General features: G+C 37.4%; 22 protein-coding genes and 4 tRNA genes. 20 read left to right on the forward strand and 6 right to left on the reverse strand.

The window, feature by feature from the left end; all coding sequences use genetic code 11:
* Positions 1 to 55 precede the first annotated feature (55 nt).
* The 3 genes from ENH66_03660 to ENH66_03670 all read right to left on the reverse strand — a co-directional run bounded on the left by ENH66_03660 (position 56) and on the right by ENH66_03670 (position 3,741).
* Complete coding sequence (locus ENH66_03660) at positions 56 to 466, reverse strand: Hsp20/alpha crystallin family protein (protein HDZ54765.1); 411 nt, start codon at positions 464 to 466, stop codon at positions 56 to 58.
* Positions 467 to 578: 112 nt separating this feature from the next.
* Complete coding sequence (locus ENH66_03665; GenBank protein ID HDZ54766.1) at positions 579 to 1,400, reverse strand: PrsW family intramembrane metalloprotease; 822 nt, start codon at positions 1,398 to 1,400, stop codon at positions 579 to 581.
* Between the two features lie 85 nt (positions 1,401 to 1,485).
* Positions 1,486 to 3,741, reverse strand: a complete 2,256-nt coding sequence (locus ENH66_03670) for a valine--tRNA ligase (GenBank protein HDZ54767.1) — start codon at positions 3,739 to 3,741, stop codon at positions 1,486 to 1,488.
* Between the two features lie 54 nt (positions 3,742 to 3,795).
* Here ENH66_03670 and ENH66_03675 point away from each other — a divergent pair.
* A tRNA-Glu gene (locus ENH66_03675) sits at positions 3,796 to 3,870 on the forward strand.
* A 178-nt stretch (positions 3,871 to 4,048) separates the two neighbouring features.
* On the forward strand, positions 4,049 to 5,665 hold the full coding sequence (locus tag ENH66_03680) for a hypothetical protein (GenBank protein ID HDZ54768.1): 1,617 nt from the start codon (positions 4,049 to 4,051) through the stop codon (positions 5,663 to 5,665).
* 1 nt (position 5,666) lies between these two features.
* On the opposite strand, the gene recG is transcribed toward ENH66_03680, so the two are convergent.
* A complete protein-coding gene (gene recG / locus ENH66_03685; protein ID HDZ54769.1) occupies positions 5,667 to 7,922 on the reverse strand; it encodes an ATP-dependent DNA helicase RecG in 2,256 nt (751 codons plus the stop codon).
* Positions 7,923 to 7,934: 12 nt separating this feature from the next.
* Positions 7,935 to 8,010 (reverse strand) — tRNA-Arg (locus ENH66_03690).
* Between the two features lie 78 nt (positions 8,011 to 8,088).
* Here ENH66_03690 and ENH66_03695 point away from each other — a divergent pair.
* Positions 8,089 to 8,176, forward strand: a tRNA-Ser gene (locus ENH66_03695).
* A 150-nt stretch (positions 8,177 to 8,326) separates the two neighbouring features.
* A tRNA-Ser gene (locus ENH66_03700) sits at positions 8,327 to 8,411 on the forward strand.
* A gap of 203 nt (positions 8,412 to 8,614) precedes the next feature.
* On the opposite strand, the gene ENH66_03705 is transcribed toward ENH66_03700, so the two are convergent.
* Entirely contained in the window at positions 8,615 to 9,322 is a 708-nt protein-coding gene (locus tag ENH66_03705; protein ID HDZ54770.1) for a ComF family protein, read from the reverse strand.
* 97 nt (positions 9,323 to 9,419) lie between these two features.
* Here ENH66_03705 and pilM point away from each other — a divergent pair, with 97 nt between their 5' ends.
* The 16 genes from pilM (at position 9,420) to ENH66_03785 (ending at position 22,677) form a co-directional block, all read left to right on the forward strand.
* Entirely contained in the window at positions 9,420 to 10,562 is a 1,143-nt protein-coding gene (pilM, locus tag ENH66_03710) for a type IV pilus assembly protein PilM (GenBank protein HDZ54771.1), read from the forward strand.
* Between the two features lie 108 nt (positions 10,563 to 10,670).
* Positions 10,671 to 11,201: a hypothetical protein gene (locus tag ENH66_03715; GenBank protein ID HDZ54772.1), complete on the forward strand. Its 531-nt coding sequence runs from the start codon at positions 10,671 to 10,673 to the stop codon at positions 11,199 to 11,201.
* Complete coding sequence (locus ENH66_03720; protein ID HDZ54773.1) at positions 11,202 to 11,744, forward strand: hypothetical protein; 543 nt, start codon at positions 11,202 to 11,204, stop codon at positions 11,742 to 11,744. It abuts the gene before it with no gap.
* Between the two features lie 131 nt (positions 11,745 to 11,875).
* Positions 11,876 to 12,142: a hypothetical protein gene (locus ENH66_03725; GenBank protein ID HDZ54774.1), complete on the forward strand. Its 267-nt coding sequence runs from the start codon at positions 11,876 to 11,878 to the stop codon at positions 12,140 to 12,142.
* A gap of 146 nt (positions 12,143 to 12,288) precedes the next feature.
* The gene (locus tag ENH66_03730) at positions 12,289 to 14,031 is read left to right on the forward strand and encodes a type II/IV secretion system protein (protein HDZ54775.1); all 1,743 of its coding nucleotides are present in this window, start codon (positions 12,289 to 12,291) and stop codon (positions 14,029 to 14,031) included.
* 128 nt (positions 14,032 to 14,159) lie between these two features.
* Complete coding sequence (locus ENH66_03735; protein ID HDZ54776.1) at positions 14,160 to 14,528, forward strand: response regulator; 369 nt, start codon at positions 14,160 to 14,162, stop codon at positions 14,526 to 14,528.
* Positions 14,525 to 15,595, forward strand: a complete 1,071-nt coding sequence (locus ENH66_03740; protein HDZ54777.1) for a type IV pilus twitching motility protein PilT — start codon at positions 14,525 to 14,527, stop codon at positions 15,593 to 15,595. The genes ENH66_03735 and ENH66_03740 overlap by 4 nt, the downstream gene beginning before the upstream one ends.
* Before the next feature lie 128 nt (positions 15,596 to 15,723).
* Positions 15,724 to 16,932: a type II secretion system F family protein gene (locus ENH66_03745; protein HDZ54778.1), complete on the forward strand. Its 1,209-nt coding sequence runs from the start codon at positions 15,724 to 15,726 to the stop codon at positions 16,930 to 16,932.
* 205 nt (positions 16,933 to 17,137) lie between these two features.
* Positions 17,138 to 17,689 (forward strand): type II secretion system protein, encoded by a 552-nt coding sequence (locus ENH66_03750; GenBank protein HDZ54779.1) that lies wholly within the window; start codon positions 17,138 to 17,140, stop codon positions 17,687 to 17,689.
* A gap of 189 nt (positions 17,690 to 17,878) precedes the next feature.
* Positions 17,879 to 18,382: a prepilin-type N-terminal cleavage/methylation domain-containing protein gene (locus ENH66_03755; protein ID HDZ54780.1), complete on the forward strand. Its 504-nt coding sequence runs from the start codon at positions 17,879 to 17,881 to the stop codon at positions 18,380 to 18,382.
* Between the two features lie 403 nt (positions 18,383 to 18,785).
* Positions 18,786 to 19,409, forward strand: a complete 624-nt coding sequence (locus tag ENH66_03760) for a type II secretion system protein (protein HDZ54781.1) — start codon at positions 18,786 to 18,788, stop codon at positions 19,407 to 19,409.
* An 82-nt stretch (positions 19,410 to 19,491) separates the two neighbouring features.
* Positions 19,492 to 20,319, forward strand: a complete 828-nt coding sequence (locus tag ENH66_03765; GenBank protein HDZ54782.1) for a prepilin peptidase — start codon at positions 19,492 to 19,494, stop codon at positions 20,317 to 20,319.
* 55 nt (positions 20,320 to 20,374) lie between these two features.
* Complete coding sequence (locus ENH66_03770; GenBank protein ID HDZ54783.1) at positions 20,375 to 20,965, forward strand: prepilin-type N-terminal cleavage/methylation domain-containing protein; 591 nt, start codon at positions 20,375 to 20,377, stop codon at positions 20,963 to 20,965.
* Positions 20,966 to 21,002: 37 nt separating this feature from the next.
* Entirely contained in the window at positions 21,003 to 21,524 is a 522-nt protein-coding gene (locus ENH66_03775; protein HDZ54784.1) for a prepilin-type N-terminal cleavage/methylation domain-containing protein, read from the forward strand.
* A gap of 55 nt (positions 21,525 to 21,579) precedes the next feature.
* Positions 21,580 to 22,137 (forward strand): type II secretion system protein, encoded by a 558-nt coding sequence (locus ENH66_03780; GenBank protein HDZ54785.1) that lies wholly within the window; start codon positions 21,580 to 21,582, stop codon positions 22,135 to 22,137.
* Between the two features lie 129 nt (positions 22,138 to 22,266).
* Positions 22,267 to 22,677 carry a hypothetical protein gene (locus ENH66_03785; GenBank protein HDZ54786.1) on the forward strand — a complete coding sequence of 137 codons (411 nt, stop codon included), beginning with the start codon at positions 22,267 to 22,269 and terminating at the stop codon, positions 22,675 to 22,677.
* Positions 22,678 to 22,738: the final 61 nt, after the last annotated feature.

Raw genomic sequence — 22,738 nt, forward strand, 5'->3', positions numbered from 1 at the left:
AATGCAAAAAAACCGCCACCTTCAGGTGGCGGTTTTATCGTTGATTTGGTTTATTTCATTCTTTAATCTTAATTTTTCTTGTTTTTTCTCGTTGAATTCGAGGGATTTTTAAAGTTAGAATTCCTTCTTTCATTGAGGCTTCAGCCCTTGAAGGGTCTCCTTCGTCAGGCAAAATAATTTCTCTTGAGAATGGTCCCCAATAACATTCTTGATAGAAATATTTTTTTTCTTCAGCTTCAGAAGGTTTTTTTCTATCACCCCTAATAATGACTACATCATTTTCAATAGAAATATCTAGGTCCTCTTTTCTGATTCCGGCAATGGGAGCCTGGATAACAATATAGGAATCTGTTTGATAAACATCGATAGCTAATTGTCCTTCTTGTTTTGGCCACCCTTTTTGAGTTTCATCGTTTTCTACTTTCACTTCTTTTGGTTTTCTTTTCGGTTTTTCTTTAGTTTCCACTTCTTTCTTTTCGGCGTCCCCCCCCTTTAATTTTTCGAAAAAAGATGTCATATACCACGGATATTTATCACGAATCTCTTCACAAATATTCACTAATGATTATTCGTGATAATTAGTGATTTGAATTAGCGCTTTGATTAGTGGTTATTTTACAAATACTGGCCAACTTTTTTAAATCCCTAAAGCCAAAAGTTACAAAGACAGCCAAGCCAACTAGAATAGCTATTAAAGCGGAAAGAGAAAAATAGAATATCTGCGGGTTAACTAGAATTATCTGTCCGTTTTTAACCATCATGTTTTCCCCAATCTTTATTATAGAAAAATTAAAGAGGCCATGCAAGACAATAGCCAGGGTGAATCCTGTAAATAATAATTTCCTTTTTTGTTTGGGTGTAAAGAATGATCTGGCCAGAAAATAACCCAGAGTTCCAGAAGCTAAAGCGTGTAAAAAAGTGGCCCCGACGAAACGAAAGGCAATGATTATCGAGGCTTCCTTAATTAAAAGCGGTTTTTCGGGAAAGGATAAAACAAGGATATTTTCAACTGCCGCAAAACCCAAGGCCGCAATTATCATATAAAGAGGAATATCTAAGGGCTCATCAAGTTCTGAGCTTTTGAGGACTTTTATTTTTATTACTAAAAATTTAGCAATTTCTTCAATTGTAGCTACGCCCAAAAAGATATAAAGAAGGCCTCCCAACGGAAGAAAATCTTTAAAGAATGAAGGCAGAAAACATTTTATTGCTCCACCTTCTGGGTGAAATCCGATTGGAATACATTCTGCTATAGCTACCAAAGGAACTATTGCCATTCCCAGCAGAAAAACTAAGATAATCATTCGGTTTGATTCAGGATGCACATCTTTTCTAAGAAAAAACAGAAGCCAGATAATACTGGGGGCTAAGCCAAGAACGATATAGAGAAGAAAAATCAATTGCTACATTGCCACATTGCTACATTGCCACATTGTTTTATTAATTTAACCATTTAACAATGTAACCATTTAACAATGTAACAGTTTAATTTGGCCATTCTTCGATCATCAAGCATTTCTTTTTATTTTTAAGAGGCAATTTTTGATAAATTTCTTCTGTAATAAACGGAACAAAAGGATGCAAAAGTTTCAGAGAAGTTAATAATACATAAATTAAAATTTCCGAAGTTTGGAGCTTTAAGCCCGCAGATTGAAGCTGTCTTTTGGATTTTTCTATATAAATATCGCAAAAGTCGTGCCAGAAAAAACCATAGAGCTTATGAGCTGCTTGGCCAAAACTAAATCGCTCTAAATCTTTATTTGTTGATTTTGTTATTGTGTCCAAAGACTTAAGAACCTTTTTATCGGCTGAGGTTAAATTTTTACTTTTTAGCGTAAACCGACGCACCGAATCAACATTGATCAGGGGTAGTTTGTTCATCATAATAAACCGCGAGGCATTCCAAATCTTATTACAAAATTTTCTACCCATTACAATATTATCTTCAACAAATCTAATATCTTGACCGCCCATAACTTGATAACTAATACCAAAACGGGTGGCATCTGCTCCGTATTTTTCAATAAGTTCTATAGGATTTATTCCGGTACCAAGCGATTTCGACATTCTTTTTCCTTCTTTGGTTAAAACCGTGGCGTGGATATAAACGTTTTTAAAAGGGATTTTTTTGATAAATTCCATTCCAGAAAAAATCATTCTTGCTACCCAGAGATTTATAATTCCCCGGTCAGTACTTAGAACGTCAGTAGGGTAGTATATGTCTAAGTCAGATTTTCTCTTTTTGGCTTGTAAACCTGAGCCTTGGCGAAGACGGGGCCAGCCCAGAGTAGTAAAAGGCCAGAGGGCAGAAGAAAACCAGGTATCAAGGACATCATCAATCTGCCTTGGTTTACATTTTTTACAAATTGGACAACGCCCCGGCCTTTTTAGAGAAATGAAATATTTTTCTTTGTCTAATTTTTGGTTTTTTATTTTTGGTTTTTTATTTTTGCCTATTTGGCACTGCCAAATAGGCAAATGGTGGCCCCACCACAACTGTCTGGAAATGCACCAATCTTTTATATTTTTTAACCAGCTGAAATATCCTTTTTCAAAACTTTTGGGATGAAACTTGATTTTTCCTTCCCTGACTGGTTTCTCTGCTATTTTGGCTAATTTCTCCATTTTTAAAAACCATTGCTCAGAAGGAATCAACTCGACCATAGTATCGCATCGATAACAGACCGGAATCTGGCGAGAATAATCCTCAACTTTTTCTAACAGATCTTCTTCTTCTAAATCTTTAATAATCTTTTGGCGAGCTTCCAAAACAGATAATCCCTGGTAAGGTAGAGGAGCTTCTTTTGTAATTTTTCCTTTTTCATCAATAACTTGAACGACAGGAAGGTAGTGCCTCAAAGAAATGTCATAATCTTTTAGGTCGTGGGCCGGGGTTATTTTTACAGCTCCTGTCCCGAATTCTAAATCAACCATGGGATCTGTAATAATTGGAATTTCTCTATTAACCAAAGGCAGAATAGCTTTTCGGTCAACTAAATCCTTATACTTTTTGTCTTTTGGATTAACAGCTATAGCCGTATCTCCGAGCATTGTTTCTGGCCTGGTTGTTGCGACGATTATGTAGTTTGTAGTTTGTTTCGAGTTTCGAACCAAAGGATACTTAATATACCACAGATGACCTTTCTTTTCCTTATATTCTAATTCCAGATCAGATAAGCTGGTTTGGCACCTCAGGCACCAATTTATAACTCTTTTTCCGCGATATATCCAGCCCTTTTCGTAATAATGTAAGAAAGCTTTTTCTACGGCCTTAACATAATCTTTATCCAAAGTAAATTTGGTTCTTGACCAGTCGCAAGAAGCCCCTATTTTTTTTAGCTGTTCCAAAATAATATTTCCGTATTTTTTTTCCCACTGCCAGATTCTTTCTATAAATTTTTCCCGGCCTAAATCAAACCGGTTTTTGCCTTCTTTTTTTAATTCTTTTTCCACTACATTTTGGGTGGCGATACCCGCATGATCAGTCCCTGGCAGCCAGAGAGCTTTGAATCCCTGAAGACGTTTCCAGCGAATTAAAATATCCTGGATAGTAGCATTAAGGGCATGGCCCATATGGAGTTCTCCTGTAATATTGGGTGGGGGCAGAACAATCGTGTAAGCTTTCTTTCTTTGGCCCGGCAATTTATCAGGATTGAAAAATCCAGATTTTCTCCAAAATCGATATACTTTTTTTTCTACTTCTTTTGGGTTATAGGCTTTTGACAGAAGTTTCATATTCATTATTCTAACTTTTTCTTGATTTTTTGTAAATTTTCTTCTAAAATAATGATACTTGGCCCCATCGTCTATCGGTCAGGACATGTCCCTTTCAAGGACAAAAGAGGGGTTCGATTCCCCTTGGGGCCGCAAAATTTAATTTTATTCTGAATCTAAAGGTTCAAATCCTAAGTCCCAAGCACCAGTCAGCGCAGTATCGAGGCCGACCGAGAGGTCTATAAATATAACTTAATCAGAAAATCGCCAAGAAAGCGATTTTTTGGTTTAGGGCTTTTGTTTTCTTACAAATGAAGTTAAAATAGAAGCAAAAATGGAAGAAAAATATTATCTTAATATTGCTAAAGCCTCAGACTTAAAAGACACTAAAGAAAGAATTCTTTACCGCCTTTTGGAAATTTTTCCTGGCGCTTTTTCTTGGGGAACATTATTTTTGATTATTTTACTTTCCTGGTTGAAACCTGTCTGGATCACCATTTTTATTATCATTTATGTTTTATTTTGGCTTTTTAGAACAATTTATCTTTCTTTTTATCTAAGGTCTGGATATAAGATAATGCGAGAAAACGAGAATATTGATTGGATAGAGAGGTTAAACCAGCTAACCCTCTCAAATTTCAAAGAAACTTGGGCGGACAAGCAATCAACAATTAGCGGCTGGCGAGATATCTATCACCTTGTTGTTTTGCCAATGTATAAAGAACCATTGGAAATTATCAGAAACAGCTTTTTGTCTTTAGTGAATTCAGATTACCCAAAAGATAAAATGATTATTGTTTTAGCCTGCGAGGAAAGAGCGAAAGAATATTCTCAGCCAATAGCCAGAGCAATTAAAAATGAATTCGGTGATAAATTTTTCAATTTTTTAATAACTTGGCATCCTCAAAATTTGCCAGGCGAGATGGCCGGAAAAGGAGCAAACGAAACCTGGGCAGTCAGAAAGGCGAAAGAAAAGATAATTGATCTTCATCCACCCAAATTTTCAAAGAAAACTTGGGCGGGCACGAAAATTCCATATGGAAATATAATTTATTCTTCTTTTGATGCAGACACAGTAATTTTCCCGAAATATTTTAGCTGTTTAACTTACTATTATTTGACCTCTGAAGATCCAACCAAGACTAGTTTTCAACCAATCCCTCTTTTTATTAACAACATTTGGCAAGCTCCTTCTTTTTCCAGGATTTTTTCTTTTTCTTCAACATTTTGGCACACTATGAATCAAGGAAGGCCGGAAAAATTAATCACTTTTTCTTCTCACTCAATGAGCTTTAAAACCCTGGTTGATGTCGGGTTTCGGCAGACCGATGTTGTTTCTGATGATTCCAGAATTTTTTGGCAGTGTTTTTTAAAAAACGACGGAGACTATAGAGTTCAACCAATTTTTTACCCGATTTCAATGGATGCCAATGTTGCCAGAACTTTTTTTAGGACTGTAATCAACGTTTATAAGCAACAAAGAAGATGGGCCTACGGTGTGGCCGATATTCCCTATTTCCTTTTCGGTTTTATAAAAAATAAAAAAATCCCTATTTCTAAGAAAATATCTTTGGGATTTGAATTAATCGAAGGCCACTGGTCTTGGGCGACAGCCTCTTTTTTAATTTTTATTCTTGGCTGGCTGCCTTTGATTCTAGGGGGAGCTGAATTCAGCCAGACTCTTATTTCTTATAATTTGCCAAGGATCACCAGCCGGATTTTAACCGTAGCTATGGCAGGTCTTATTTCTTCTGCTTATCTTAGCCTTCTTTTGCTTCCGCCAAAACCCCCTCAATACGGTAGATTTAAATATCTATTTTTATTTCTTCAGTGGTTTTTACTTCCTTTCACGATGATATTTTTCACCACCCTTCCGGCCCTAGAGGCTCAAACTCGTTTAATGTTGGGAAAATATATGGGTTTTTGGCCCACCGAGAAAGTACGGAAGTAATTTATTCTAAATGCACTTTTTCTCGGAGCTCTTCTACTCTTTTTTGAAGTAGGGGATATTTTTTTAATGCGGGATCTTGTTCTAATATTTCTTTGGCGGCTTGTCTTGTTTTTTCAACTAACGATATATCTTTTAAAGAAGACATTACTAAGTCTGGAATTCCCCATTGCCTGGTACCAGAGAAATCTCCCGGTCCCCGAATCTCTAAATCCTTTTCAGCTAATTTAAATCCATCTTCAGAATCCAATAGAGCCTTTAATCTCTGCTGAGTTTTTTTAGCTGGAGAATCAGTGAATAAAAAACAGAAAGACTGAAGCTTTGATCTTCCTACTCTTCCTCTAAATTGATGAAGCTGAGCCAATCCGAATCTTTCTGTCCCTTCAATCATCATTATGGTGGCATTGGGAACGTCAATTCCCACCTCGATTACCGAGGTTGATATCAAGATATCTGTCTTTTTGTCTTTAAAGTCTTTCATTATTTTTTCTTTTTCTTTTGGAGTCATTTTGCCATAAAGCTGTTCTACCTTCAGATTGGGGAAAATAGTTTTTGAAAGCTTTTCGTATTCTTCTTTTACTGCTTTGACCTCAGCCCAGCTTAACCTCCCGCCACTTTTTATGTAATTTGTTTGATCTAATTTATTTTCTTGGGAAGCAGCGGGGGGCTCAATTCTTGGGCAGACAACGAAGGCCTGTCTTCCTTTTTTAACTTCTTTTTCAATAAAATTATAAATTTTCTTTCTTTCTTTGGGTTTAATTACTTTAGTGATTATTTTTTTTCTTCCTTTTGGTAATTCTGTAATTAAAGATAAATCTAAATCTCCATAAATAGTTAGGGCTAAGGTGCGGGGGATGGGGGTGGCAGTCATTGATAATAAATGAGGAATAATTTTTTCTTGTTTTTTTTGATTTTTACAGAGCTTAGCTCTTTGTTCTACTCCAAAACGATGCTGTTCATCTAAGACGACTAAAGCCAGATTTTTAAATTTCACTTTATCTTGGATTAAAGTATGAGTGCCGATTAGAAGATCTATTTCTCCTTTGGCCGTTTTTTCTAAAATTTTTTGACGCGAAATTTCTATGGTATCATTTTTTAACTTTTTTGAAATAAATTTATCTTCTTTACCGGTCAAAAGACCAATATTCAAATTAAAGTTCCTTAAAAAACGGGATACTTCCTGAAAATGCTGTTTGGTCAAAATTTCAGTCGGCGCCATAAAACCTACTTGATAACCAGCTTTCATTACGTTAAGAGCTGCCATTGTAGCTACCACCGTTTTTCCAGAGCCCACATCTCCTTCTAAAAGCCTGTTCATTGGCCTTGGTTTTTCTAAGTCTTTTAAAATCTGCCAGGCTGATTTTCTTTGGGTATTTGTTAGCTTAAAAGACAAAGAAGCAACAAACTTTTTAATTAGAGGAAGATTTAAAGAAATTTGATAGGCCTTTTTCTGAGTTAATTTTATTCTTTCTTTAATCACCAAAAGCTCGATTAAAAAAAGCTCCTCAAAAGAGAAGCGTTGCTTTGCTTTTTCAGCTAAAGCAATTGAATCTGGAAAATGAACCTGCCAGAGAGCAATTTTTAAATCAAGTAGATTATGTTTTTTTCTAATTCTTTCCGGCAGAGTTTCTGGAATTGTATTTTTTAAACTACCCAGAAGAGGCTTAATAATAAATCTTAACCATCTTGAACTTAGTCCTTCGGTTTCAGGATAAACAGGCACAATTCTGCCGGTATGGACTAAGTTTGTAGTTTGTAGTTTGTGGCCTGCCGCCTCTGGCGTAGCCAGAGGCGAGCCTCGCCAAGGGCGGGTAGTTCGAAAGATTTTTTCGTAGGTTGGATTGGACAAATAAAGACCTTCCTTTCCAATAACTGCTCTTCCGGCCAGACATACCCAATCTCCCGGCTTAATAACCCTGACTAGATATGGCTGATTGAACCAAACAACTTTTATTGCTGCACCCCGAACCGAGCCTTGTTTTGGTTCTGGGGCTGCGGTTTTGTCTGAAACAACGGCGTGTGTTAAAGTCATTCTTTTTTTCCAGGTGCTACTGTTGTTGATTTCTAAGATTTTTCCTTGGATACAGCAAGGTTCGTTTAATTTTATTTCCGAAATTCTAATTATATTCGAAAAATCCTCATAACGATGAGGAAGATGAAAGAGTAGATCCCTAATTGTTTTAATCCCTATTTTTTTCAATCTTTTTCGGTAAGCCAGGCCAACATTCGGGATTTTTTCAATAGGAGTGGAAAGAATCATGAGAAAAAATATTAGCGCCCTCGGTAGGAATCGAACCTACAGTCTCAAGCTCCGCAAGCTTGCATTTTGTCCATTAAACTACGAGGGCGAACTTCTTTAAATTACCACAGAATTAACCCAAAATCAATTGACTTAAATAGGTTTTATTTATAAAATGGAGATGTTTGGAGAGGTGCGCCGAATGGCAAGGCAGCAGTTTGCTAAACTGTAACGGTGTAAAAAGCCGTTTGCGGGTTCGAGTCCCGCCCTCTCCGCACTTCGACGCGCTGCGCTTGCTCAGTGCAAGCCCGCAAGCGTTGAATTATGATAGTAGGGACGAGAAGTTTATCCTGAGCGGAGTCGAAGGGAGTCCCGCCCTCTCCGCCTTCGCTTCGTTGGAGCTTCGGCGGACAAGTCCGCAAAATGGTGGGCTGTGTCGAATGGCAAGACACCAGTCTTGAAAACTGGGGCCCTGCAAGGGGCGTGCAGGTTCGAGTCCTGCGCCCACCGCTTTCCTACGGGGGTTAAAAATCGCTACAGCTAAAGATTGTCGAAGGTTCGAACCAGAGCACCGAACACCTAAGGCATCATGTGTTTCGGTGCTCGGCCGAGCACTAAAAGTTTTTAGTGCTTTGGTCCTATTCCCTCCGCCTCATAAAAAAACCGGATTTAATTCCGGTTTTTTTATTCACTAAACGCTGAGTATTAGATAACTATCCTCTGGCAACCACTACTCCCCAGATTTCTTTTGCTCCTGCCACTTTCAAAGTTTTTGCGCATTCCTCCATAGTAGCTCCGGTAGTATACACATCATCAATCAAAAGAATTTTTTTACCATTCAATTTTCTGCTGGCCGCAAAAGATTCTTTAATATTTTCTATTCTTGCTTCTTCTTCTAATTCTACCTGGGGGAAAGTTTCTTTAATCTTCAATAAAATATCGTCAGCCAGAGGAAGATTTAATTTTTTTGATAATTCTTTGGCAATTTCTTTTGCCTGATTAAAGCCTCGTTTTTTCTCTCTTTTTATACTCAGGGGAATAGGAATAAAAACCCAATCCAGACCAAACCGAGGAGGTTTGTTTGAAAGTTTGAAATGAGATATAATTAAAGAAGATAAAAGCTCGGCCAGTTCTTTGACATAAGGTTCGTATTTGAATTTATGGATTAATTTTCGTAAAAGCTGGTTTTGATAAGGCAGGGCAAAATAAAGCCCATTAAGTTTTTTATAATAACAAGATCGACATTTACCAGCCAGGACCAATCTTAAAGGTTTTTTACAAAGACAATATTGGTACTCTAAGATTTCAAGAGTTGAAAGACAATCTTGGCAGAGATAACTTCCTTCTTCCCGGCAGCTAAAACAGAATTTCGGAAAAAAGAGATCTAAGACAGATTTTTTTAGAAAGAATAAGATTTTCATTTAGTTTTTGATTAAGCTTGTCGAGGATGAGGGAGGAATGGCTTTTTTATTTTTTTTTAAATGTTATAATAGAAAACAAAGAAAGTAAATTCCCGATATGATTAAACTTCCTTTTAAAATAACTCTTCCCAAACTTACAATATCCCACCAGAGTTGTTTGGGTGTGGATATTGGCACAGCTTTCATTAAGATTGTTAGCCTGACAAAAGTTGGAGCAAGGGTTAAGTTGGACAATTACGGTGAAACTTCTGCCCTAATTTTATACGAAAAACCATTTCGAACATTTGAAAAAAATACTCTCTTACTTTCCAGCTCAGAAGTTGCCAAGGCGCTCAGAGCTATTTTATCTGAAGTTAAAACCAAGAAAAAAGAAGCTGTTTTTTCGGTCCCTGATTTTTCTAGTTTCTTTACTAATTTTGAATTACCCCAGATGACAGAAGAAGAACTTCCCCAGGCGATTCAGTTTGAAGCACCACAACATATTCCTCTTTCTCTTTCTGAGGTCACTATTGACTGGCAGGTAGTTGAAGGGAAACCAGGGGACAAAAAAGGAACTAAGCTCAAAATTCTTTTAGTGGCTGTTCCGAATGAAGTTATTTATCAATACCGAGAAATTGCTAAACTTTCCAACTTAAAGCTTCAAGGGCTGGAGGCTGAAGCTTTTAGTCTTTCTCGAGCGGCTATTAAAAATCAAGATTTGAAAAAGATAGTTTCTATCGTTGATATTGGCGCTCAAAGCACAACTTGTAGTATTATAGATAAAGGGGTCTTGAAATTAAGCCGTAGTTTTGATATTGCCGGCAACGAGCTGACACAAACCTTAGCCAAAAGTTTAAATATTAACTATAAAGCAGCAGAAGAATCAAAAAAGAAATATGGATTAAGATTTCTTAGAGGAGATTCAGAAAGAGAAACCCTTCCTGCTTTAGAAGAAAATAATCCCAAGAAAGCGGCTCAAGCTCTTGTCCCGGTGATTGATTCAATTATAGTGGAGATCAAAAGAATCTTTCAAAATTTCCGGCAAACTGAAGATAAGACAGTCGAAAAAATTATTCTGACCGGGGGCACATCTTTAATCCCTGGTTTCCAAGAACATTTCTCTTCTTCTTTAGAAAAAGAAACAGAGGTAATTAATCCTTTTGCCGATATTTTTTATCCCCCTATTCTAGAAAAATCTTTAAAGGAAATGGGACCAGCATATGCCGTTGTCGTAGGAGCTGCTCTCCGTGGCTTGAGATAGAAACCTTGGCCTAAACAATCTTCACGCAGATCTCTAGAATTAGATATATGAGTCGATCCATGTTGCTGATCTGCGAGGAAATCTGCGTTTTTCACGAAGTGAAAAATTATGATAGAAATTATACCTAAACCAACAAAAAAAGAGCCCGTATGGACAAAGATTCTGTTTTTTCTCTCAATAGCAGTTTTAATGGGAATTACTGTGGCTTTCTTTCTTTTCGGTTATTTTATCGGGGAAGAAGAGAAGACTTTAGAATCAACAAAGAAAATTTTAGCCCAACCAAGAAGCACGAATGAACAGGAGTTAGAAAGAAGAGTTTCTCAATATCAGCGAAAGATTGACGACTTCACTCTTTTAATTAACCAGCATAAAGTTAGCTCTGATTTTTTTGCGTTTCTGGAGGGAATAACTCATCCCCAAGTCTGGATTTCTGAATTAAATTTAAATACCCAAACAGCCGAAGTTGAATTGTCAGGGGAGGCAGAAAAGACAGCTTTGGGTCAGCAACTTTTAATTTTTAGAGAAGACAAACAAATTTTAAGAACAGATTTATCTAATGTTCGGGTGAAAGAGGGAGAGAAAGTTGGTTTTACTATTTTACTTTTTCTTCATCCAGAAATTTTCAAATTTTTAAAATAAATGCCTAGAATTTTTATCAGTTTTATTTTACTTGGTATTTCCCTTGTTCTTGGGGTAATTTTCTTTTGGCCTCGTTATCAAGAATTAGATAATCTTCGGGTTCAAATCGAGAATGAAAAACAGGAAATTCAGAATCAAAATGAATATTATCAAGCGCTGTCCCTGATTTCTAAAGAGCTCGATAAACACCGAGAAGAACTAACAAAAATTGATTCGGCCCTATCCCTTAATCCTCCGTTACTATCATTATTGAAGTATTTACAAAAAGTTGCTCCCGAAAATGGACTAATCTTAACGGGTATCAGCTCCTTTTCGACTAAACCTATTCCTGAAAGAGCCGATATTAAAGAAATCCAGGGTTCTTTAGAACTTTCTGGTTCTTACTCTTCTTTGAAAAACTTTTTGAAAACTTTAGAGAAATCAGCTCGTCTAATTGAAGTAGATAGTATTTCTTTTTCGGCTTCTCAGAACAAAGAAAGCGAGACAGTTGAGATATCAGAGATATTTAATTTTTCACTATCAATAAGAACTAAATCTTATTAATCCTTCGACATTGCAGTCCGGTCTTGAGCATTTTGGCCCGATTGAATGGAAGACTTCACTGCCGAAAGGCTCGGGATTAAGGCTGAGGGCTTCGAGTAAGCCTCAGCCGAACTCCTCGCCGAATGTTTTCAATGGCTTTGCCATTTTTTCAACAAAGAAAAAGACAAAAATATTTAAATTGGATTTTTATAATTGCAGTTTTAATTGGCGCACTTTGGTTTGGCCAAAATTATTTATTTAAACCCCTCTCTTCTCCACCATTGACACCAAAAGAAAAGAAGGTAGAAATCAATCTCGAGATATTAGAGAAACCCATACTTCAAGAACTTCAGCCTTTTGAAGAAATCCCTCCCTTTGAAGGAGATATCGGTCGAGAAAACCCCTTTTTACCATATTAAAAAATGACACCAATACACTAATCGTATACTAATGTCACGAATAATTTATTAGTGTTATTCGTGCTTTATCAACCCTACGGGGAGTCTCACTCTTTCTGAAGAAAGAGTGAGCCAGAGTAAATTAGTGTCGGGTTATGACTTTAGTTATGACTTTAGTTCAACAATTACTCAAGCAAGAGGTAATTGACAGAGAAAAGGCCACTTCTTTAGAATTTGAAATTAAAAACTCAGGAAGGAAAGAAGAAGAGGTAATTTTAGAAAAAGGAGTGGTTGATGAAAAATTCTTATTTAATCTGAAAAGCGAAAATCTTAAAATTCCCCTAAGAGAAGTCCGCGCCGAAGATGTTCTTCTGGAAACCTTAGAACTTATTCCCGAAGAGTCAATCAGATACTACAAAATGATTCCTTTAGCCAAAGATAATAATGTCTTAGAGATAGGAATGGTTTATCCCAGAGATACGGTTGCCCAGGAAGCTTTAAAATTCTTAGCTCGCCAGAATAAGTTCTCTTATCAGATTTCTCTAATTGCTCCCACTACCCTTGACAACCTTCTAAAACAATACCGCACCCTGAAAGGAGAGGTTACCCAGGCCTTAGAAGAGTTAGAAACCGAGCTGAAAGGCGAGAAAGTCAAGGCCAGACCTTTAAAGAAATCAGAGATGGAAAGGTTGGTCGAAGAAGCCCCCGTTGTTAAGATAGTAGCTGTTATTGTTAGGCATGCTGTAGAGGGGAGAGCTTCTGATATCCACATCGAACCCCTTAGAAAAAAATCAAGAGTTCGTTTTAGAGTAGATGGCCTTTTAAAATCTAGTATTTTTTTACCCCTAAGAATTCATTCAGCAGTGATAGCAAGAATAAAAATTCTTTCCAACATGAAGCTTGATGAAACTAGAATCCCTCAAGATGGACGTTTTTCTACCAGGATAGGAAATCATGATATTGATTTTAGGGTCTCAACCTTTCCTACCATCTTGGGAGAAAAAGTAGCTCTTAGAATTTTAGACCCAGAGAAAGGATTAAAGTCAGTTGAAGGGCTTGGTTTAACAGGAAGAAACTTAAAAATAACGAAAGAAGCTCTCCAAAAACCTTATGGGTTGATTTTGATTACCGGTCCAACTAGCAGCGGCAAAACCACTACTTTATATGCCATGCTCTCTCGTTTAAATAAAGAGGAGGTAAATATTTTAACCCTGGAAGACCCAGTTGAATATTATCTCGATGGCATCAACCAGTCTCAGGTTAGACCGGAACTTGGTTTTGATTTTGCCAAGGGTCTTAGGCATTTAGTTAGACAAAATCCTAACATCTTAATGGTTGGAGAAATTCGAGACCCGGAAACTGCCAACGCTGCCATCCATGCCACCCTAACTGGCCATATAGTTCTATCGACCTTACATACTACAAATGCTTTAGGGGTGGTTCCGAGATTAGTTGATATGGGAGTGGAGCCATTTTTAATTCCGGCAGTTTTAAATATTGCCATGGCCCAGAGATTGATTAGGATTCTTTGCCCAGATTGTAAAAAAAAGATAGTACCGAAACCAGAAATTAAAGATTTAATCCTTAAAGATATTGAGAATTTGCCTTCTTCGACAAAAAAAGACGTTAAAATTCCAAATCCACTCAAGATTTATACAGCCGAAGGTTGTAAAAAATGTAATCAACAAGGGTTTTTTGGCCGGACAGCTATTTTCGAGGTTTTAAAAATGACAGACGAATTAGCTGAGATTATTTTAAAAGGCACAACCGAGGCCAAGATTAAAGAAGAAGCTTTCCGTCAGGGAATGATTACTATGAAACAAGACGGAGTCTTAAAGGTTCTTCAGGGCATCACTTCAATAGAGGAAGTTATTAGAGCAGCTGAAGAAATAAGAATAGTGGAGGGATAATAACCACCAATAAAACACTAATTAAGACCACCAATAGAACACTAATTTAACACAAATATTCACTAATAACGTATTCGTGATAATTAGTGAGTAATTCGTAATTTATTCGTGGTTGTGATTCGCGGCATATGAAAACAATTTTACTAATTGAAGACGACCCCTTTTTAGTTGATCTTTATACCACTAAATTCAAAGAGATTGGATTTGAAGTTGAGGTTGCCACTAACGGCCGAGAAGGATTGAGAAAGATGAAAGTAAAAAAGCCCGATATTTTGCTTTTGGATATTGTTTTACCAGCTATTAATGGCTGGGAAATTCTTGGAGAGATGAAAAAAGATGAAGGGTTGAAAGATTTAAAAGTTGTTATTCTTTCTAATCTTACTTCAAAAGAGGAGGTAGAGAGAGGCCTAAAACTGGGAGCGGATAAATATTTAATTAAATCCCACTATACTCCCTCAGAAGTCGTTAAGGAAATTAAAAAAATTTTAGAACAATGACAGATTACCACAATTTAATAAAAGAATTTCTTTCTTTATGCATTGAAGCTCAAGCTTCGGACCTGCATCTTTCGGTTGACCATCCGCCAATACTGAGAATTACCGGAAGATTGGTTCCCCTCTTGAAGGAGAGAAAATTAATCGCTCAAGATACCCAAGAATTAGCCTTTGTTCTAATGACCGAGAATCAAAAAGAGAAATTTTTAAGAGAAAAGGAAATTGATTTTTCCTATGCTTTTGGCGAAAAAGCCCGTTTTAGACTAAACATTTTTTTCCAAAGTTCAAATATTAGTATTGCCTGCCGTTTGATTCCGTCTAAAATTAAAACCATTGAAGAACTAAATCTCCCGCCAATTTTACATACTTTTACCCATCATAGTCAGGGATTTGTTTTAATAACCGGCCCCTCTTCTCATGGTAAATCGACTACTCTAGCTGCTTTAATCGATGAGATTAATCATACCCGGGCTGATCACATTATTACCATTGAAGATCCGATTGAATATGTTTTCGAAGACGATCGTTCAATTATTGACCAAAGAGAGCTTTATGCAGATACCCACTCTTTTACCAGGTCTCTCCGTTCTACTTTACGTCAGGATCCCGATGTTATTATGGTTGGAGAAATGCGGGACTCCGAAACTATGACCACGGCCATTACTGCTGCTGAAACAGGCCACTTGGTCTTTGCAACCCTGCACACCAATTCAGCCGGCCAGAGCATACATCGGATTGTTGATTCTTTTTCTCCTGCCCAACAGAACCAAATTAGAGCTCAGTTGGCTTCTTCTTTATTGGGAGTGATTTCTCAAAGATTAATCCCCAGTCTTAAGGGAGGTTTAATACCTGCCTGTGAGGTGATGCTGGCCACTCCAGCTATTGCCAATTTAATTCGAGAAAATAAAGTTCACGAGATTCCTTTAGTCATTGATACCTCAGCTGAAGAAGGGATGATATCTTTAGATAGATCTTTGGCCGCATTAGTGAGAAGAAAAGAGATTTCTTTGGATAGTGCTTTGCTTTATTCTCAAAGTCCGACGGAATTACGGATGTTAGTAAGAAGATAATAACCACCAATAAAACGCTAATTAAGACCACCAATAAAACACTAATTTAACACAAATATTCACTAATAACGTATTCGTGATAATTAGTGAGCAATTCGTAATTTATTCGTGGTTGTGATTCGTGGTCTATGAAGTTTTCCTATCAAGCCAGAACTGAAGATGGAGACATTCAATCAGGTATTGTTGAAGCTTTTAGTCGAGAGGCAGCTTTGGCTATATTGCAAAAACACGGAATTTTCATCACCGCTTTAGAGGAAGCTGGGGCTCATCCTATTTTTGCTAAAAAAATAAAATTATTTAGGGGAATTTCCAGAAGAGATAAGGCTATTTTTGCCCGCCAGCTTTCAATTATGTTTAAAAGCAAGGTAGCTTTAACCGAATCTTTGAGGGTGATGGTTATCCAGACTGAAAGCCTTTCTTTCCGGGAAAAAATTGTTAAAATTACTGAAGACGTTGAAGCTGGAGCCTCTTTGTCTAAGGCCCTTTCCCGTTTTTCGGAGGTCTTCTCCCCCTTTTTTATCAGTATAATTAAATCAGGAGAAACAGCTGGTAAGCTTTCCAAAGCCTTGGAATATTTAGCTGATCACCTAGAGAAAGAAAATGATTTTTATTCTCGAATTCAAGGAGCAATGCTTTATCCTATAATGGTAATGGTAGTGATGGGTGGAGTAGTTTTGATAATGGTTCTCTTTGTTTTTCCTCAGATTTCCCAAATTGTTAAAGACATGGGGGTTGAGCCTCCTTTAATGACTAGAATTGTTTTTGGGACGGTTGATTTTATCAAAAAATGGATAATAGTTATGATTTTAGTTTTCATTACTGCCGTCTTATTCGTTTACCAGTACTTGAAAACAAAGGAAGGAAAAACCCTTTGGAATAAAGTTTCTCTAAAGATTCCGGTAATCAGCGGTCTTTTAAAAAAAATCTATCTTTCTCGTTTTGCTGAAAATCTTTCCACTTTGATTTCAGGCGGTGTCCAGATAGCCCCGGCTTTAGAGACAGCCGGAGAGGTAGTTGGCAACGAAGTGTACAAAGCTATTATTATTGAAGCTCGTGATACTGTTAGAAAGGGAGGCCAGATAAATTCAGTCTTTGCCAAATATCCAGGAAGCTTCCCGCCTCTTTTTACCCAAATGACTTCAGTGGGGGAGAGGACCGGAACCTTAGAGGAAACTTTAATGCATTTAGTTGATTTCTACCAAAAAGAAGTTAACAGAAGCTTGGAAAATGTTCTAGATTTATTGGTTCCCCTTACCATTGTGGTTTTAGGAATAGTTGTCGGAGGAATGGTGGGGTCTGTGATTCTTACTCTTTATAATGTCGTCGGAATGATGTAACCCCCCACCACTTTTAAATAAAAAGTGGTGGGGGGCTCGGTTCTCGCTTCACCGAGCACTTAACGACTCAACGTTTTAAGTGCTTGGCTTCGCTCGACTTTTCCACAACTTGACTTGATTTAGATATGTTATAGTAAAAAAAGACATTAATAAAAGGTCGAGCCAATAAACAATAAACAATAAATAATAAATAATAAAATTGAAAATGACTCAATTTTTCAGTAAAAAAAGAGGAGAAAAGGGTTTTACCTTGATTGAATTATTGGTGGTTATCGCCATTATCGGAATTTTAGCCGGAATTGTCTTGGTGGCTTTGGGTGGAGCAAGAGACAAAGCCAAAGATGCCAGAATTCAAGCTAGTGTAGCTCAAACAAGAGCGCTTGCGGAAATGTTATATACTGGTACTGTGTACCCCGACGGAACCGCTGGTGCCAACGACGGCTTTGATACACCAGTGTATACTGGTGGTACCGCTCCTGCTTGTACTGGGGACACGACCCGTGACTCAAGTTTAAAAGCTCTTGACGGTGATGTACGCGCACAACAAGGTGCACTCTGTACTACTGCTGCGGCCGTGAATACAGGTGCCTTGGGGAAAGCAGGCATCTTTATAGTAAAGTCTGCTGGCGATGATGCTTACGCGGCCTATGTGGCTCTTAAGAGTGGGACCGACAAAGGTTGGTGTGTTGATTCTATTGGTAAATCCCAGGCTTATACTCTTCTGGCGGCAGATCCGACGACGACAACTTGTCCATAGAGTATGTAAAAATTGTCTAAATTAGGGCGTAAATTAGGGTCAGTTCTATTTCCTGATTGAAAATTAGTGAGATCATCCTTACACACGATTTCCGGCAATCAACCCGCCAGCGGCGGGTTGATTTTTTTATTTCTTTTCTTTAATTTTTGTTGTATAATTTAAGAATACAAAAACAATTAACAATTAACAATGCACTCAATCCTTATCAGAAAATATCGAGGCTTCACTCTCATTGAGATACTAGTCGTTATTGCCATCATCGGAATTTTGGCAGGCATCGTTTTGGTGGCTATGGGTGGAGCGAGGAATAAGGCAAAAGATTCCAGGATTATTGCCGAGATGGGCCAGCTTCGGAACGCAGCCGATCTATTTTACAACAATAATCACGATAGTTATACCAGCCCTCCAGGTTCTACCAACTTTGATTGTACCGTTACTAACCCAAACATTGATGCCCTTTGCGCTGACATGGCTGTCCAGGGAGGGATAAAACCATCTGATGAAGCTACTCCTGAATACGGGGTAGATATTATTGTTACTGATCAGGCTTATTGCGCCGAGGTAAAATTAAATTCAGGGAAATATTGGTGTATAGACAGTCAGGGGAGATCAGCGAGATATGATGCGAACACTACACCCACTGAGCCTGCCTGTGATGATACGCCTGGCTCAGAAGTTTATACTTGCGAATAATAAATTTAAAAAACGAAAAAGCCGGATTTTTTTCGCAATCAACCCGCCGAAGAGGCGGGTTGATTTTTTCATGTTTATTTCGACACCTTTGATTCCCCCAATAACCTTAATATAATAATTTTACCGGGAACTGTTCCCGAAAAGTTAGTCTTTTATTTCCCTTTTTTAATTTTTAGAGTATAATTTAATAATGTTTAGTTCGACAAAAGCGAAGAAAATTTTCCGCGTCGTGCCCACCTACCTTCTCGACGCAAATCAGATAGAACTGACACGCGATAATCATTCTCAAGGTGCCAGTTTTAAGTATTTCAACGGGCAGGAAGGCGGGCGGGTGAATCCGCATAGCTACCCGCGCCTGCCCCGTAGGGAACTAAAGGTTCTCCTTCGGGGTCAATCCGCTTCTATGAATAAGGGTTTCACTTTAATCGAACTCTTAGTCGTTATTACCATTATTGGCATTTTGGCCGGCATTATTTTGGTTGCAATGGGATCAGTACGAGAGAAGGCAAAAGATACCAAAATTGAGAGCAATATGCTTCAGCTCCAGCAGCTAGCTGAAAATCTCTATTTAGACTATGGAAATTATGATAATGTAGACCCTACTATCTCGTCTGAAATTGCTGCTATTGAAAATGATATCATCACCCAAGGAGGTTCGCCACTAACTATTAAAACACCTTTACCAGCTGATACATACTGTGCTTATACATCTTTAAATAAAACTTTAGACGGACAACAGGTCTATTATTGCACTGATTATTTGTTTAGGAACCAGCAGATTGGGGATCCTTCTATTGGTTGTTATGATACCTGTTTTGTTTGTCCAGCCTGCCTCGATTCCAATGGTGATGGTTTGATGACGGCCGGTCCTGACCCGATACCAAACGAGCTGTTGAACATGTTCATATCGTCTTGTTGGGGGCAGCCTGCTTCTTGTAATCCCAGCCTAGATTTAGATTGTAATGGAATAATCAATATCTTAGATGTGATGTCTTATAGCGGCTTAATACCTTATCCTTGTCTATAATTTTCTTAGAGAATACTATTAACTGGTCCGTCCCGCCCTCAGAAAGGGCTTTTTACTCTGCTTTTTGTGTTATAATCAGAAAATGGCGCTAAATTTTCTTTTTTACTCCACTATTTTTATTTTTGGCCTAACAACAGGTTCTTTCCTGAATTCGATAATTTATCGCCTCCAGGCTGGGGAAGGCTTTTTACTTGCCCCGTTAAAATCTCGAGGAGATTTTTTTTCGGGGTTTCAAAGATCCTATTGCCCTCATTGCAAAAGAACTCTCAGTTGGCAGGATTTAATTCCTCTTTTCAGCTTTTTATTTTTAAAGGGCAAGTGCCGTTATTGTCAGAAAAAAATCTCCTGGCAGTATCCTTTAGTAGAAATAGCAACTGCGATGCTATTTCTGCTAATTCTCAATTCCCAATTCTCAATTCCCAATTCCCAATTTCTAGATTTTATTTATTTGTTAGTTATTTCTTGTATGTTGATCATTATTTTTGTCTATGACTTAAAACATTACATCATTCCCGACAAAATAATTTATCCGGCAATAGCCTTAGCCCTAATTTATAATTTCTACCAATTCGCTATCAACAATCAACAATTAGCAATGAGCAATTTCTTGGCTGCCATATTCGCTTCAGCTTTCTTTTTCTCGGTTGTTCTTATTTCAAAGGGTCGCTGGATGGGTTGGGGCGATCCTAAATTAGTCTTTTTTATGGGATTATTGCTTGGTTTCTCCAATATTTTAGTTGCCCTCTTTATAGCTTTTTTATTCGGAGCTATAATAGGAATAGGGCTGATCATCTTCAGAAAGAAAACATTCAAGAGCGAAGTTCCTTTTGGGCCGTTCTTAATTACCGGAACCCTTATAGCTTTGTTCTGGGGCAAAGAAATTATAAACTGGTATTTGCATTTACTCTAGTAAAAATAGCTAATAGCCAATTGTTAATAGTTAATAGAGAATTAACAATGTAACAATGAAACAATGTGGTAATGTAACCCCGAAAAGAAATCAAAGATTTCTAACGGGGCAGGCAACAAATAGAGGTTTTACTCTTATCGAGCTTTTAGTTGTAATTAGTATTATTGTTATTTTGACCGGAATAGTTCTTGTTAGTTATAGAGCGGGGGAACAACAACTTGCCCTTCAAAGAGCAGCTAATAAATTAGCTCAAGACATCAGAAGAGTCCAAGAAATGGCAATGTCAGCAAAAGAATCTCAAAAAATTTTTCCTCCGGGAGTTCCTCTAGGAGGATATGGGATTCATTTAACCAGGGGGGAAAATCAATATATAATTTATAGTGATGGCGGAAATGAAAAATGGGGTGGCGCAGGAGATTTTATTGAAGAAAATATAGGTTTAGAAAAAGGAGTGTTTATAAAAAACATTGAGCCTCCTGCAGCTTCTTTTAGTATAAATTTTAAACCCCCTGACCCTATAATTAGGATTGTAGATGCGGCAGGAGTTGATAAAGATAATGTGGCAATTATCCTCGCCTTAGAAGCTGATTCAAACAAAATTAAAAAAATCAGAGTAAATAAAGCTGGCCGAATTGAGATAGACTAAAGATCATCTGAATATATAAACATGTTAAAATGCTGAAATGTTTAATGTTAAAATGAAGAATAAAGGTTTCACCCTTCTTGAGGTCATCATTGCCATTGTTTTGGTTCTTGTGGGGATAACGGGAACTTTTGTTTTGATTACCAAAACTATGGGAGTTATGGCTATTTCTTCTTCCCGGCTTATTGCAGCCTACTTGTCTCAGGAAGGAATTGAAATTGTCAGAAATATTAGAGATACAAATTGGATTGAACAAAGTGCTGGTTCTAATTCTTGGGACGAAGGGTTGACTGGCTGCTCAACAGGCTGTGCAGCAGATTATACTTATACAGCGACTGAGGATCCAGATCTATTATTGGTCCCTCCAGAGAGTTTTCTAAAAATTTCAGTTACTGGTATTTATAGCTATAATCCAGCTGATACCGATACTAAATTCAAAAGAGGAATTACTATTGTGCCAAACGGCTCGGATATTTTGGAAGTTACTGTTTTGGTTGAATGGAAAGAGAAAGGAAAAACCTATTCTCATACTGCCCAGGAAAATTTGTACAACTGGAAATAAAGATTATTTAAACATCTAAACATTTGATAAACACTAAAATATAAAAATATTTAAAATGTTAAAATGCTTAAATGCTAAAATGAAGAGGGGCTTCACCCTCATTGAGCTGATGGTTGCCGTAACCTTTTTCGCCTTAGTTATCGGATCTGCTACTGGTCTTTTTATTTCAGCTGTCCGTTCCCAGGCTAAAGCTTTAGTTGTCCAGAAACTTTTAGACGAGTCGAGTTATGTTATAGAATATATGAGCCGAGCTTTAAGGATGGCACAAAAAGATACAGATGGGATGACTTGTCTTACCGCTGTTGGCTCAGGATATAATTATGAAGTTAATGCCACGGGCGATAGTATAAAATTTATAAATTATCAAGATATCTGCCAGAAATTTTATTTAGATAACTACCAGCTTAAAGAAAACAAGGGCGGTATCTTAGAACTAACTTCTAATAAGCTGAAAATATCTTCACTTCAATTTCATCTCTCAGGAGCTGCTCAGACAGACTCTCTTCAGCCAAGAGCAACTATTTCAATGACAATAAGAAAAGCGGGAGTAACAGGGCCGGGAATTAAAATCCAGACCACCATTTCCCAGAGAAATTTAGACATCCAACAATAAAAATCTCAATTTTCAATGACCAATAAATTAATCAACCCCCCCAATTCCTAAATTTCTAAAAATAATTGATTATTAAGTCATTGAATAGTCATTGAGATTTGGGCATTGGTCATTTTGAAGATTAAAACAATGAAGCAATGTAACAATATAACCCCGAAAAGAAATCAAAGATTTCTAACGGGACAGGTAATGCAGCGAGGTGTTGCTATCTATCTTGCCATAGTAATTATGTTCGTTTTGCTTGGTATTGGTTTGGGGATAAGCACTCTTTTAGTCGGGCAAATCAGAATAATTAGAGGAATGGGCTATTCAGTAGTTGCTCTTTATGCTGCCGATACCGGAATTGAGAGAGTTTTATATGCGATTAGAAAGGAAAATCCACCATATGTTCCTGTCGCTGGCGATGAACCTTTCACTGGTGCTGCTTTAGATAATGGTGCTACCTATACAGTAAAGATTATTTCAGCTAATGGGACCCTTACTATTAATTCAATAGGCGTTTATCAAGGAACTAGCCGAGCAATAGAAATTTCCTATTAAAATATCTCAGCGATAGATAAAAGACTTCGGAGATTTAGCCTCCGATTTTTTGATTATAATC

This window comes from Candidatus Nealsonbacteria bacterium (genome assembly GCA_011050465.1).
In the GTDB taxonomy this organism is placed as follows: domain Bacteria; phylum Patescibacteriota; class Minisyncoccia; order Minisyncoccales; family RBG-13-36-15; genus RBG-13-36-15.

Bases quoted from the DNA above. Each gene is read 5' to 3' on its own strand.
- ENH66_03780 (HDZ54785.1), top strand. From the start codon at position 21,580: ATGTTAAAATGCTTAAATGCTAAAATGAAGAGGGGCTTCACCCTCATT.
- ENH66_03740 (HDZ54777.1), top strand. From the start codon at position 14,525: ATGACAGATTACCACAATTTAATAAAAGAATTTCTTTCTTTATGCATT.
- ENH66_03705 (HDZ54770.1), bottom strand. From the start codon at position 9,322: ATGAAAATCTTATTCTTTCTAAAAAAATCTGTCTTAGATCTCTTTTTT.
- ENH66_03750 (HDZ54779.1), top strand. From the start codon at position 17,138: ATGACTCAATTTTTCAGTAAAAAAAGAGGAGAAAAGGGTTTTACCTTG.
- ENH66_03745 (HDZ54778.1), top strand. From the start codon at position 15,724: ATGAAGTTTTCCTATCAAGCCAGAACTGAAGATGGAGACATTCAATCA.
- ENH66_03680 (HDZ54768.1), top strand. From the start codon at position 4,049: ATGGAAGAAAAATATTATCTTAATATTGCTAAAGCCTCAGACTTAAAA.
- ENH66_03770 (HDZ54783.1), top strand. From the start codon at position 20,375: ATGAAACAATGTGGTAATGTAACCCCGAAAAGAAATCAAAGATTTCTA.
- ENH66_03670 (HDZ54767.1), bottom strand. From the start codon at position 3,741: ATGAATATGAAACTTCTGTCAAAAGCCTATAACCCAAAAGAAGTAGAA.
- ENH66_03765 (HDZ54782.1), top strand. From the start codon at position 19,492: ATGGCGCTAAATTTTCTTTTTTACTCCACTATTTTTATTTTTGGCCTA.
- ENH66_03730 (HDZ54775.1), top strand. From the start codon at position 12,289: ATGACTTTAGTTCAACAATTACTCAAGCAAGAGGTAATTGACAGAGAA.
- pilM (HDZ54771.1), top strand. From the start codon at position 9,420: ATGATTAAACTTCCTTTTAAAATAACTCTTCCCAAACTTACAATATCC.
- recG (HDZ54769.1), bottom strand. From the start codon at position 7,922: ATGATTCTTTCCACTCCTATTGAAAAAATCCCGAATGTTGGCCTGGCT.
- ENH66_03775 (HDZ54784.1), top strand. From the start codon at position 21,003: ATGTTTAATGTTAAAATGAAGAATAAAGGTTTCACCCTTCTTGAGGTC.
- ENH66_03785 (HDZ54786.1), top strand. From the start codon at position 22,267: ATGAAGCAATGTAACAATATAACCCCGAAAAGAAATCAAAGATTTCTA.
- ENH66_03755 (HDZ54780.1), top strand. From the start codon at position 17,879: ATGCACTCAATCCTTATCAGAAAATATCGAGGCTTCACTCTCATTGAG.
- ENH66_03735 (HDZ54776.1), top strand. From the start codon at position 14,160: ATGAAAACAATTTTACTAATTGAAGACGACCCCTTTTTAGTTGATCTT.
- ENH66_03715 (HDZ54772.1), top strand. From the start codon at position 10,671: ATGATAGAAATTATACCTAAACCAACAAAAAAAGAGCCCGTATGGACA.
- ENH66_03720 (HDZ54773.1), top strand. From the start codon at position 11,202: ATGCCTAGAATTTTTATCAGTTTTATTTTACTTGGTATTTCCCTTGTT.
- ENH66_03725 (HDZ54774.1), top strand. From the start codon at position 11,876: ATGGCTTTGCCATTTTTTCAACAAAGAAAAAGACAAAAATATTTAAAT.
- ENH66_03760 (HDZ54781.1), top strand. From the start codon at position 18,786: ATGAATAAGGGTTTCACTTTAATCGAACTCTTAGTCGTTATTACCATT.